The organism is Streptomyces sp. ME19-01-6, from assembly GCF_033793745.1.
In the GTDB taxonomy this organism is placed as follows: Bacteria; Actinomycetota; Actinomycetes; order Streptomycetales; family Streptomycetaceae; genus Streptomyces.
Genome location: NZ_JARAXF010000057.1, coordinates 18,586 through 29,288 on the forward strand (window position 1 = coordinate 18,586; position 10,703 = coordinate 29,288).

Below are 10,703 nucleotides of genomic sequence, written 5' to 3' on the forward strand. Positions count from 1 at the left end.
AGCAGGGCCGAGGCGAGGCTGCGGTCGGCGACCGGCGCGCTGGGGATCGCCGCCGGATGGTTATCGTTCGATCTCGATGCTGATGGGTCGTCCTTTGCCGGTGCGGTGTCTGAGTTGGAGATCGAGCCGTCCTTGCCGTTGGTCAGGGTTGGCGGGGAGTGCGACTTCGCGCCGGACGTTGTAGCCGAGGCGGTTGGCCCACAGGGTTACCGAGTCGGTGAGGAACCTTGTCACCTCGGGGGCGGACAGGTCCGTGAACTGCTGGGTGTTCAGCCAGGCTCGTAAGGAGTGGGCGGCGGCATCGAGTCCTGCTTCCGGCATGGCTTGGGTATCTCCTTTCCCTGTAGTCATGATTTCTCCGGCTCTGGGGGGTGCTGGGCGGCCCATGCGTCCAGCAGCCGCAGATATGGCTGGCGGCGTGGCGGCCGCGGCTCGGACCGGCCGCTCTCCCAGTTCTTCACGGTCTGTGTGGTCGTTTGCAGGACTTGGGCCAGACGCGCTTGGGTGACGCCGGCCGCCTCGCGCAGCCGGGCCCGCTCGGCGGGCGGCGGCATTTCCGGCTCACCTGACAGGAGCGAGTCCACGGCCGCGAACAGCTCATCTTCGGTTGGCATGCTTCACCTCCATCTGAACACTACCATGGATTTAACCTTGAATTTGCGCTATTCTTATCCTTGGATTTAGGGTCACTGGCAAGTGAGCACAAGAGGGGGAGGCTCGGTGCTGCGGGAGGCGGATATCGACTCGGTCGTGCTGTCCGAACAAGAGAGGCACGACGTCCTGCACCAGGTGATCCTCCCAGCGTGGACGAAGGGAGCCGTACGCCAGGACCGGCCGACCGTGGTGATCGTCGGCGGTCAGCCGGGCGCCGGGAAAACCGCCATCGCGGACCTGGTGCAGGCGGCGCTGAACCGCCGTGGCGACGCGGTACGGATCGGCAGCGACCTGTACAAGGGCGCGCACCGCCGCTACGCCGAGCTGCTGGCCGCCGACGTCCGCACGGCGGGTGTGAAAATCCGGGCGGATACCCGGAGTTGGCAGGCCGCTGTGGAGGAGTACGTCCGCGCCCAGCGCTTCGACGCGGTGGTCGAGTCGGCCCTGGCCGACCCCGACGGCTTCCGTACGTCTGCAGCCGCCTACCGGCAGGCTGGTTCCCGCCTTGAGGTGGTGGCTCTGGCGACGCAGGAGGCCCTGAGTCAGCTCGGGGTCCTGGACCGCTTCCTCACTGAGCCCCGGTATGTGTCGTGGGAGAACCATGACTCCTGCGCGAAGGAGATGCTGCGAACTCTGGCCGTCATCGAGGCCGAGCAACTGGCGGACCGGGTCACCGTCGTGCGCCGGGATGGCACGGTGCTGTACAGCAACGAGCTGGTCAACGGGGTGTGGCGCCGACGGCCCGCCGCAGACAAGACGGTGGCGGCCGAGTGGTCGCGATGGTGGAACGCGCGGGAAACGGCGGTCTTTCGCCGCGAGCTCGCGCGAACCGACCAGCGCCTGCACCGCGAGCCGCTGGAGGATGACCGGCGCCTTGCTGTGCAGCGGGATGCCGAACGTGCCGCAGCCCTCGCCGAGCCGGTCCGCCGGATCGCACAGCCCCGCCGTCAGGCACCGGGCGTGGACTATCACCGGCTCTCCGCCGAGGAGCACCGGTGGATTTTCGATGAGCTGATCGCACCGTCGCACCTGAGCGGCATCATCGGCCGGGATGACCCGCGGGCGCTGTACGTGCTGGGCCAGCCCGGGGCGGGGAAGCTGCTGGCCGCCAGGATGGTCAAGCGAGCCATGCGCCCGGGGACGACGCATCTGGTGGGCGACGACTGCAAGGCCTCGCATCCGGACTACTCGCAGCTGCTGACCGAGGATCCCCGCAACGCTGGCCCGGCGATCCGGGCGGACTACCGCGCGCGGTTCGCCGAGGCCGAGGCGTACGTACGCCTGCGGCGCGGCGACGTGCTCATCGAGGGCGCCCCGGGCAGCACGGAGGAGTTCCTGGCCAGCGCACTGCCGTTCGCGACCGCTGCCTACCCCGTCGAGCTGGTGGTTCTGGCGGTGCGGGAGGCCGACAGCCGACTCGCGACGGCGCTGCGGTATGCCCGTGCCCTGCAGCTCGGGATCGACGGCCGGTTCACCTCCCGGGCCGGGCACACCACCTGCTTCCGCGCTCTGTCCGATGTTCGTCGAGCTTGCGCAGACTCACCCACCCATCGCCGCCGTGACCGTTATCCGCCGGGACGGTCAGGCGCTGCTGCGCCAGGAGCGGGCCGCCGGTGCCCGGCGGGCTTCGTGGGCGCTGGCAGCGGAGCAGCTTCGGCCGTACACGGAAGCGGAGGCGACCCGGTTCCTCGCTCTGTACCAGGCGCTGCGGAAGGCGCTGCCCCGGCACCGCCGTGAGCTGGACGACATCGCCGCGCTGGCCCGGCCGATGATGCCCGCGCGGGTGCAGCCGGTGAGGATCGGCCGTCCGCACCCGCGAGCCTGGCCCCTGCCCGTGCCGAGGAAGGCTGCGGGCTACGAGTCGGTCAGCTCCTTCAGCCGGGCCGCGTAGCGCGCAGCGATCCGGGCCGTCTCCTGCGGGTCGGCGGTCTCCAGCCGCTGCCGGTCCTCCAGCACAGCCTGCCGGGCGGTCTTCAGCTCCTCGATCCGCTCGTCGTCGGGTACAGGGGCCCTGCGCTCCTGCGACGATCCGGGTGTTGTACCAGCTCACCACCGCCTGGACGGCGTCCAGCGCCTGCTGTTCCTCCCCACCTTCCAGATGGGAGAAGTCGGGGCTGGGAGTGTCGGACATGGAGCTACCACCTTCGTGCTGATCATGGTTTGGAGCGGCCATTGTCTCCTTGGCCGATTCCGGTGGGACAGTGCCGCAAGGCGGCCGAGACAGGCTGGCGCCTCGTGCGCACGGCGCAGCATCCGGGGGATGCTTTCCCCAAGGGGCTTGGTGCGGGCATAGGTTGGCCCCAGGTGATCATCGTTCGCGGGTGGACGTGGCGCATCGGGATCTCAGGGCGCTGTTCAGCACGAACGACCGTGGCCTGACGGCAGCGGAGGCGTTCACGAACCGCGGGCTGCAGTGGGACCTGGTCGCGGCCACGCTCGCCGAGCACCTGCGGCACATCGCCGACCCGGCCTTCAGCGTGGAGGACTTCGAAGCACCCCGCGACAACGTGATCGTCTTCCACGGGGTCGGCGGCATCGGCAAAACCACCTTCTCCCGCAAGCTCGAGGCCACGCTCGCCGGCGCCGAGCACCGGCCCGCCCAATGGGGCGAGCCCGCCTGGTCCAGCGAACGCTTCCTGCCCATCCGGATCGATCTCGCCCGCTCGGCCGGCACCGACTTCGAGCGCCTGGTGCTGACCGTCCGGCTCGCGCTCGCCGAACTCGGCCGACCCCTGCCCGCCTTCGACATCGCGCTGCGCCGGTACTGGGAGCACAACCACCCCGGCGAGCAGCTGGAGGAGTACCTGCGCCGCGGCGGGCTCACGGGCCGGTTCGGCCAGGCCGGCCAGCAGCAGATGCAGTCCGCGCTGTCCGATGTCGCCCAGGCCCTGCTCCTGCCGGGCACCGTCGGTTCCGCGGTCGGCCAGGTGACCGGCTCCCTGGTGCGCGCGCTGCGCGAACGCCGGCAGGCCGTCCGCGCGCTCGCCGGATGCGCGCGGCTCGCCGACCTGCTGGAGGCCGAACCGGACCTGGAGGCGTTCTCCTTCTACCCGCATCTGCTGTCCTGGGAGCTCGCCCGGCTCCCGGCGGACAAGCAGGTCACCCCGGTGATCCTGCTGGATACCTTCGAGGACATCGGCGACCGCACCCACCGCGATTCCGAGCGCCTGCTGCAGCGCGTGGTGTGGCTCATGCCGAACGCGGTCTTCGTCATCACCGGCCGCTCCCGGCTGCAGTGGGCTGACGAAGCCCTCCAGGGCCAGCTCGGTTTCACCGGGCCCGCCGCCTGGCCCGGCCTGGCCGCCCACAACACCCCCCCGGCCCGCACCGCCTCATCCGCCGACAGCCGGGGCGGCAGGTCCTGATCGGGGACTTCTCCCCCGAGGACTGCGACGACTACCTCGCCCGCCGCCTGGCCCGCGACGGCCAGCCCCTCATCAGCAACGACATCCGCCGCGTCATCACCGGCCGCTCGCACGGCCTGCCGCTGTACCTCGATCTGTCGGTGATGCGGTTCCTGGAGCTCCGCCGCTCCGGCCACACACCGACCCCGACCGACTTCGACCACGACTTCCCGGCCCTGGTCGCCCGCACCCTGTCCGACCTCACCCCCGACGAGCGGCACGTCCTGCGCTCCGTGAGCCTCCTGGACGCTTTTGACCTGGCCCTGGCCACCCGGGCGGCGGGCATGACCCACGAGGCACCGGCCATGCGGCTGGTCGAGCGTCCGTTCGTCCGTGAGAACCGGTTCGGTCTGTGGCCCTTCCACCTCCACGGGTTGATCCGCTCCACCATCCGCAACGCCGATGACCAAGCCGACGACCGCTGGTCGCCGAACGACTGGGCAGGCGCCGCTGAGCGGGCCTTCGGCGCGTTGGGCGAGCAGTGGAGCACCAGCGCCCAGGACCGGCTGCTGCTCATCGGCTGCCTGCGCCAGGGTCTGCGCCTTGCCCGCGATTCCCGTCTCGGCCTCGGCTGGCTCGCAGGTGCGGCCTGGTCGTACGTCGGCGACTCGATCTGGGAACCGCTCGCCCCTCCCACCCCGAATGATCCGGCCGCCACCGGGCTGGAGACGGCGGCCGACGCCCTAGTCGAAACCCTCAGCACCCTCGGCCGGCGGCAGCACGAGCACCGCGAGCGCACCATCGACCGGCTCACCGCGGTCATCGACACCGGCCTGCTGCCCACCGACCTGCACGAGATGGCCGTCTACTACCGGCCAAGGCCCAACGCGACCTCGGCCGCTCCGAGGATTCCCGCCGCGGCATGCAGCTGGTCGCCGACGGCGCCGGCCGCCTCGCCCCCGCGGCCCGCCGCGGCCTGGCCCACCTCGCCCCCCTCGCCGGCGACTTCCCCACCGCACTGGCCACCGCCCGCACTCTCGGCTGGGCCGGCCGCCACCACCGCGTCGAAGGCGACGTGTGGTGGCCCCAAGCCGACATGGAGCGCGCGGCCACCGCGTATGAAGCCGCCCGCGCTGAGGCGGAACAGCACGGCATCGCCGGGGAGCGGGCCACCGCACAGGCCCAGCGCGCCTTCGTCCTCGCCTTCACCGACCCGGACCAGGCCGACGACGAACTCGAACTGGCCGAGCAGCTCCCTGCCGGGCTGAATCTCCGGGCGACCACCCTGACCACCCGGATCGCCGCCCTCGTGCGCGACGCTGGCGCCAGCGGTGATCTCGAAGACCGCGCCCAGGTCCTGCACGCCGAAATCAGCGTCGCCGGGCTCACCTCCGCCCAGGCCACCCTCGAGCTGACCGTTTGCTTCCACCACGCCATCCAAGGCGCCGAGCCGGCGGTAGCCGCTTCCATCTCCCGACTGCGCGACCTCACCCAGGGCGGTTATTACGCCTACTATCTGGACATCGCCCACTTCATGGCAGACCAGCCGCTTAATGATCCCGCCGCGGCGCGGTGGATCGACGGAGACCATCCCACCCGACGCCGCTGGCGGGCCCAGGTCACCACCCGGCAGGAGCACCTGCGCGCCGCCGGACGCTGACAGAGCACGGGCGACCGGCCGTCAGGCTCCCGGCGGGCACAGCGCCTCCGGAATGTCCCCCACCTTCGGAAAGCACCCCATCCGCTGATACGACTTCAGCGTCAGCAACAGGGACAGCAGATGATCATCGCTGTCCGTACGGTCGGCGGCCCACTCCAGCTCATCGCGAGTCGGCGAGAAGAACAGATACAGCTCGTGCGCGGTGATCAGCCGCTTGAACCGCGGATACGCCGTTCGCTCGATCGATGTCACTACCCACCCCAGGCTCCAGACGACAGTCATCGCCATCAACGAACCTGAGCCGAACGGGTGACGCGCCGGGCCTTCACGGCTTCAAGATCATTCCATGGCCCCTTTTGGGCTTACCTCGGCGATACCCCTGGGTGAGGCTGCGATCGATCGCCTGACGACGTCGCGGGTCGTAGAGCGAGAGGTAGATCGCCTCGTGCGAGACCTGCATGGAGACGTTGCCAGGGAACTGGAGTCTCAGCCAGCCCGCGATCTGCTCTGGCGACCAGCAAAGTGCCCGTTTGGCCTCCACCAGCGCCCGCAGAGCGGGTCGTTGGGCGAGCTTGGCCTGCTTGGGTCGACGCCCACGCGTGTAGGCAGCCGCGTCCGCCGACGCGGCACGATAGCGTTCCCGACCGCCGTTACGGGTGATCTCACCGGGACAGTCGACGGCGATCTACCCAACCGTCGCGCCAGTTGCCGAGCGGACTAACCGGCTGCGAGACCGCGGGATACCTCCATGCGCTCGTCGCCGGTCAGATGCCGCGTTGAGCGCTGTTGCGGGGACTGGCGGACGCCGCCGCTCTGGTACAGAAACCTGCGGACGCTGTGCATCGGAGCCCCGAGCACCCACCCCATCAAGCTGAAGGACTGCCCCTCACGCCATCGTCTCCAGACCTCATCCTGCTAAGCCGGCGAAAACCCGTAGTCACGCACCTGTGCCTCCACGACCACATGATCATCCGTGGGTCGTGAGTTGATCACTTGAGGGTGCCATCGTTTACCGACAGGTGCTCCCTGGCGGAAGTCGATGCGGCCGGGGCTTCTGTGCGGCCATTGGCAGTCGCGCGCACCAGCGTGCTTCGGCAGCAGGCCACAGGGGAAGTCTCTCCCGCGGACCGTCGATTGACGTGGAGCCCCTGTAAGCGACCGCTGTCCGAGAGCCGGGGAAACTTCAGGGATGGAGCTGATGGCATGGTGGAACGACGCATGTCGGTTGCGACGCACTGGGGCAGTTTTATCGCGGTGGTCGATTCCGGTCGGTTGGTGCGAATTGAGCCGAGGGGCGATGACCCCGCGCCGTCGCCTATCGGCCCCGGAATGGTGACAGCCGCGGACGATAGTGCTCGCGTGTTGCGCCCCGCGGTGCGCAAGGGCTGGCTGAACGGCCTGCCGCGCGCCCAGGACACGGCCAGAGGCGCGGACGCCTTCGTGGAGGTGAGCTGGGACGACGCGATCACGCTGGTGAGCGATGAACTGCGTCGAGTGCGTTCACAGCACGGAGACAGCGCGGTGTTCGGCGGATCCTATGGCTGGGCGAGTGCGGGCGGGTTCCACAACGCGCAGGGTCAACTCCACAGGTTCCTGGCGTTAGGCGGGGGGTACACCGACTCGCGCAACACGTACAGCACCGCGGCTTTGGAGGTCATCCTCCCTCATGTGATCGGCGGGCATCCGTGGAGCTACCAGTCCCGGATGCCGATGTGGGACGAGATCGCTGAGAACTGTGAGCTTGTGGTGGCGTTTGGGGGGCTGGCCCTCAAGAACAGCCAGATCAACCCTGGTGGGCTGGCCAGGCACCAGACGCAGAACCTGCAGCGCCAGTGCCGTGAGGCCGGGGTGCGGTTCGTGAACGTCAGTCCCATCCGCAGCGACGTCGCCGGCTTCCTCGACGCCGAGTGGCTGCCCGTCATCCCCAACACCGACACCGCCGCGATGCTCGGCATCGCACACACGATGCTGGTCAACGGGTGGCACGATGAGGACTTCCTTCGCCGGTGCTGCATCGGGTTTGACCGCTTCGCCTCCTACCTGGTCGGCGAGCTTGATGGCGTCCCCAAGGACGCTGCCTGGGCAGCGAGGATCACTGGCATCAGTCGCGACGCGATCACCGACCTCGCTCGCCGCCTCACCACGCAACGTTCGCTCATCATGGTCAACTACGCGGTGCAACGGGCTGATCACGGCGAACAACCGATCTGGATGTCTGTCGTGCTGGCCGCCATGGCGGGCTCGATGGGCCGGCCTGGCTGCGGCTGGGGTGCAGGTTACGCGACGATGGACGCGACCGGCGTTGCCAAAGGCCGCCCCTTCGTGGCGACGATGCCCGAGGTGTCCAACCCCGTTCCGGATTTCATCCCTGTCGCAAGGATCGCCGACACCCTGCTGCATCCGGGTAAGACCATCGACTACGACGGCCGGCGCCTCACGTTGCCCGAGCTTCGCCTGATCTACTGGTGCGGAGGGAACCCGTTCCACCACCACCAAGATCTCCATCGGTTGACCCGAGCCTGGCAGACCCCTGACACGGTGGTGGTTCACGAAGCCTGGTGGAACACCACGGCCAAGTTCGCAGACATCCTCCTCCCCGTCGCCACCAGCTTGGAGCGCGACGACTTTGCCGCCGGATTCTCGGACCCCCACCTCGTCGCGATGCCGAAGGTCCGCGAGCCGGCTGGCGAGTCGCGCACCGACCACCACATCTTTACCGCCTTGGCCTCCCGGCTGGGATACGAGCAGGAGTTCACGGAGTCGCGCTCCGAGATCGAATGGGTCCGACACCTTTACGAGCAGACGAAGGCAAAACTCGGCGAAGATGCCGCCTTGCCGAGCTTCGACGACTTCTGGCGAAGCTCCACCGCTGAGCTGCCGACGTTGAGCGGACCGTTTCCCGGCAGCTTCGAGGCACTCCGCTCGAATCCGCAGCGTTTCCCCCTGCCGACGCCGTCGGGCCGGATCGAGATCTTCTCCGAGAAGATCGACTCGTTCGGCTACGACGACTGCACCGGGCATCCGACGTGGTTTGAACCAGTGGAGTGGCTTCGTGCCGATCTGTCGGACCGATTCCCGCTGCATTTGATCTCGAATCAGCCCGCCTCACGCCTGCACAGCCAGTACGACAACGGTGGCCACAGCCTCAACTCAAAAATCCGTGGCCGTGAGCCCGTGACGATCAATCCATTGGACGCCGCGTCCCGCGGCATCGAGAACGGCATGATCGTACGCGTCTACAACGACCGAGGTAGCTGTCTCGCGGGCGCAGTCCTATCGGATGACGTCATGCCAGGCGTCGTGCAACTGTCCACAGGGGCGTGGTGGGATCCGGTCCAGCCAGGCCTGAGCGGAACCTTGGACCGCCACGGCAATCCGAACGTCCTCACGGCGGATCGGCCGTGCTCGCGCCTGTCCCAAGGACCGAGTGCTCTCAGTGCGCTGGTCGACGTCGAGCTCTACGGCGATCCCCTTCCTGATGTGTTCGCCTTTACACCACCAAGCCTCGAACATTGATACGAAGACTTCCTGTCTCTTCGGGCGAGTTTCCGTGTACGCCATCGTCAAGCGCGTAGCAGGCTGGCCCGGGCCGCCGAGAGGCTCGCCACTTGCCGTTTGCGCTTGCGTAATGGCATGAATACTGTTCGCAGTCGTGACTGCACTTCAAAACCTCAAGTATGGCCAGTGGTTCAGGGGCGCCGACGTCGACGGCGACGGGTTCATCACCCAGCGGGACGTCCGAATGATGAGCGAGCGTTACATCGCCGCCCGCGGCACCGCGTCGGACTCCGCGACCGCCCGCCTGCTCACCGAGGGGATGGACGGGTTCTGGACGAATGTGATCGCCCCGATGGATCAGGACGGTGACGGGAAGGTCGATCTGCGGGAGATGACCGAAGGGTTCAGGCGGGTCCTGACCGACCCCGCCCTGTACCCGGAACAGATCGAGCCGGTGACCAACTGCTTCTTTGACCTCGTCGATCTCAACGGAGACGGCAAGATCGACCAGGCGGAGTTCCAGCAGATGTTCGACTCGGTCGCCGGCGTTCCCGGCGAGGACTGCGCCGCGGTCTTCGCCGCTTTGGACCGGGACGGCTCCGGTGCGCTGGACCGCGCCGAATTCCACCAGGCGGTCACGGAGTTCTTCTACGGCAACGACCCGGACGCTCCTGCCAACCACCTGTTCGGCAGGATCGCCGGCTGACGGCCCCAGATGCGGCCCGGGACCCGCACGCCCACACCACTGCTGCTGGTGTGGGCGTGTGGCGTGAAGACCTCAGGCCAAGGCAGCCCCTGACGACACCTCTTCAGTCGGCGGCCGACTCATCGTTCTCGTCCAGCTCCAGCGCGTCCGGGTCGCGCAGCGGGCGCAGGGCGCCGGCGGCCGGAGTGGAGGCGGTGAAGCTGTAGCGGCCGAGCAGGTTCAGGTTGCGGTGCTTGAGCGGCGAGAGCCGGGCGATGTCCTCCTCGCGGAGTTCGTGGCCCTCGGCCTGGAGCTGGGCGACGGCGGCGTCGATGTGAGGATGCCTGTGGTGGTGGTGTTGTTGTTGTGCCGGTCGTTGCTGCCCTTGGTGATGCCGAAGTCGACCACCTTTGCGCTGCCGCTGGGCCGGACCACGATGTTGGACGGCTTGATGTCGCGGTGCGTGAGGCCCGTGTCATGCGCAGCGTCCAGGGCGTCCGCGACGCAGCCCGCAACGTACAGGGCGTTCGGCAGGGGCGCTCTTCCCTTTTCCAGAGCGGCGCTGAGCGGCTTGCCGGGGAGTAGCTCCATCACCAGTTAGGCGTACAGCTGCTTGTCGTGCATGGTGGTGACGAAGTCGTGGATCGTGACGATGTTCGGGTGCGCGAGCCCGCCGGCGACCGCGGCCTCGCGGGCGAACCGGGCCACCTGCCGATTGCTGTCCGCGCTGCCGTCACCGGTGAGGATCTTGACCGCGACCAGAGGTCGGGCTGCTGGAACAGCGCGAGGTCGCTGCTCGTCGTCGGGTGGACGAGCTGCAAGAGGAGGCTGATCGGATCCAGGCCGAGCTGGCTGTTGCCGA

The 10,703-nt window shown here is 68.4% G+C and carries 10 protein-coding genes and 2 pseudogenes; 6 read left to right on the top strand and 6 right to left on the bottom strand.

Features of this window, described 5'->3' with window-relative positions; translation table 11 throughout:
• Nucleotides 1-60: 60 nt before the first annotated feature.
• Together PV419_RS51405 and PV419_RS51410 are read right to left on the bottom strand one after the other, a co-directional pair.
• Entirely contained in the window at nucleotides 61-321 is a 261-nt protein-coding gene (locus tag PV419_RS51405; protein WP_319700996.1) for a hypothetical protein, read from the bottom strand.
• Between the two features lie 26 nt (nucleotides 322-347).
• Nucleotides 348-614, bottom strand: coding sequence for a helix-turn-helix domain-containing protein (locus tag PV419_RS51410; protein ID WP_319700997.1), 267 nt, complete (start codon nucleotides 612-614; stop codon nucleotides 348-350).
• 82 nt (nucleotides 615-696) lie between these two features.
• Between PV419_RS51410 and PV419_RS51415 the strand changes: the two genes are divergently transcribed.
• From PV419_RS51415 to PV419_RS51430, 4 genes are all read left to right on the top strand, one after another.
• A complete protein-coding gene (locus tag PV419_RS51415) occupies nucleotides 697-2,391 on the top strand; it encodes a zeta toxin family protein (protein WP_319700998.1) in 1,695 nt (564 codons plus the stop codon).
• A gap of 584 nt (nucleotides 2,392-2,975) precedes the next feature.
• Nucleotides 2,976-4,019, top strand: a complete 1,044-nt coding sequence (locus tag PV419_RS51420; protein ID WP_319700999.1) for a hypothetical protein — start codon at nucleotides 2,976-2,978, stop codon at nucleotides 4,017-4,019.
• A gap of 143 nt (nucleotides 4,020-4,162) precedes the next feature.
• Entirely contained in the window at nucleotides 4,163-5,266 is a 1,104-nt protein-coding gene (locus PV419_RS51425; RefSeq protein WP_319701000.1) for a hypothetical protein, read from the top strand.
• A gap of 41 nt (nucleotides 5,267-5,307) precedes the next feature.
• A complete protein-coding gene (locus PV419_RS51430; protein WP_319701001.1) occupies nucleotides 5,308-5,658 on the top strand; it encodes a hypothetical protein in 351 nt (116 codons plus the stop codon).
• 21 nt (nucleotides 5,659-5,679) lie between these two features.
• Here PV419_RS51430 and PV419_RS51435 read toward each other — a convergent pair whose 3' ends face one another.
• Entirely contained in the window at nucleotides 5,680-5,940 is a 261-nt protein-coding gene (locus PV419_RS51435) for a DUF4158 domain-containing protein (protein ID WP_319701002.1), read from the bottom strand.
• Nucleotides 5,941-6,861: 921 nt separating this feature from the next.
• Between PV419_RS51435 and PV419_RS51445 the strand changes: the two genes are divergently transcribed.
• Both PV419_RS51445 and PV419_RS51450 read left to right on the top strand, forming a co-directional pair.
• Nucleotides 6,862-9,174 (top strand): molybdopterin-dependent oxidoreductase, encoded by a 2,313-nt coding sequence (locus tag PV419_RS51445; RefSeq protein WP_319701003.1) that lies wholly within the window; start codon nucleotides 6,862-6,864, stop codon nucleotides 9,172-9,174.
• A 136-nt stretch (nucleotides 9,175-9,310) separates the two neighbouring features.
• Nucleotides 9,311-9,862, top strand: a complete 552-nt coding sequence (locus tag PV419_RS51450) for an EF-hand domain-containing protein (protein ID WP_319701004.1) — start codon at nucleotides 9,311-9,313, stop codon at nucleotides 9,860-9,862.
• 103 nt (nucleotides 9,863-9,965) lie between these two features.
• Here PV419_RS51450 and PV419_RS51455 read toward each other — a convergent pair.
• The 3 genes and pseudogenes from PV419_RS51455 to PV419_RS51465 form a co-directional block, all read right to left on the bottom strand.
• Nucleotides 9,966-10,178: pseudogene (locus PV419_RS51455) on the bottom strand (Tn3 family transposase); the annotation flags it as partial.
• On the bottom strand, nucleotides 10,082-10,432 hold the full coding sequence (locus PV419_RS51460) for a protein kinase domain-containing protein (RefSeq protein ID WP_319701009.1): 351 nt from the start codon (nucleotides 10,430-10,432) through the stop codon (nucleotides 10,082-10,084). The pseudogene PV419_RS51455 and the gene PV419_RS51460, both read right to left, overlap by 97 nt.
• Nucleotides 10,433-10,438: 6 nt before the next feature.
• Nucleotides 10,439-10,703: pseudogene (locus PV419_RS51465) on the bottom strand (hypothetical protein); the annotation flags it as partial.

Coding starts and splice junctions, on each gene's coding strand:
- PV419_RS51410 (WP_319700997.1), bottom strand. CDS start 614: ATGCCAACCGAAGATGAGCTGTTCGCGGCCGTGGACTCGCTCCTGTCA.
- PV419_RS51425 (WP_319701000.1), top strand. CDS start 4,163: ATGCGGTTCCTGGAGCTCCGCCGCTCCGGCCACACACCGACCCCGACC.
- PV419_RS51435 (WP_319701002.1), bottom strand. CDS start 5,940: ATGACTGTCGTCTGGAGCCTGGGGTGGGTAGTGACATCGATCGAGCGA.
- PV419_RS51405 (WP_319700996.1), bottom strand. CDS start 321: ATGCCGGAAGCAGGACTCGATGCCGCCGCCCACTCCTTACGAGCCTGG.
- PV419_RS51445 (WP_319701003.1), top strand. CDS start 6,862: ATGGTGGAACGACGCATGTCGGTTGCGACGCACTGGGGCAGTTTTATC.
- PV419_RS51460 (WP_319701009.1), bottom strand. CDS start 10,432: ATGGAGCTACTCCCCGGCAAGCCGCTCAGCGCCGCTCTGGAAAAGGGA.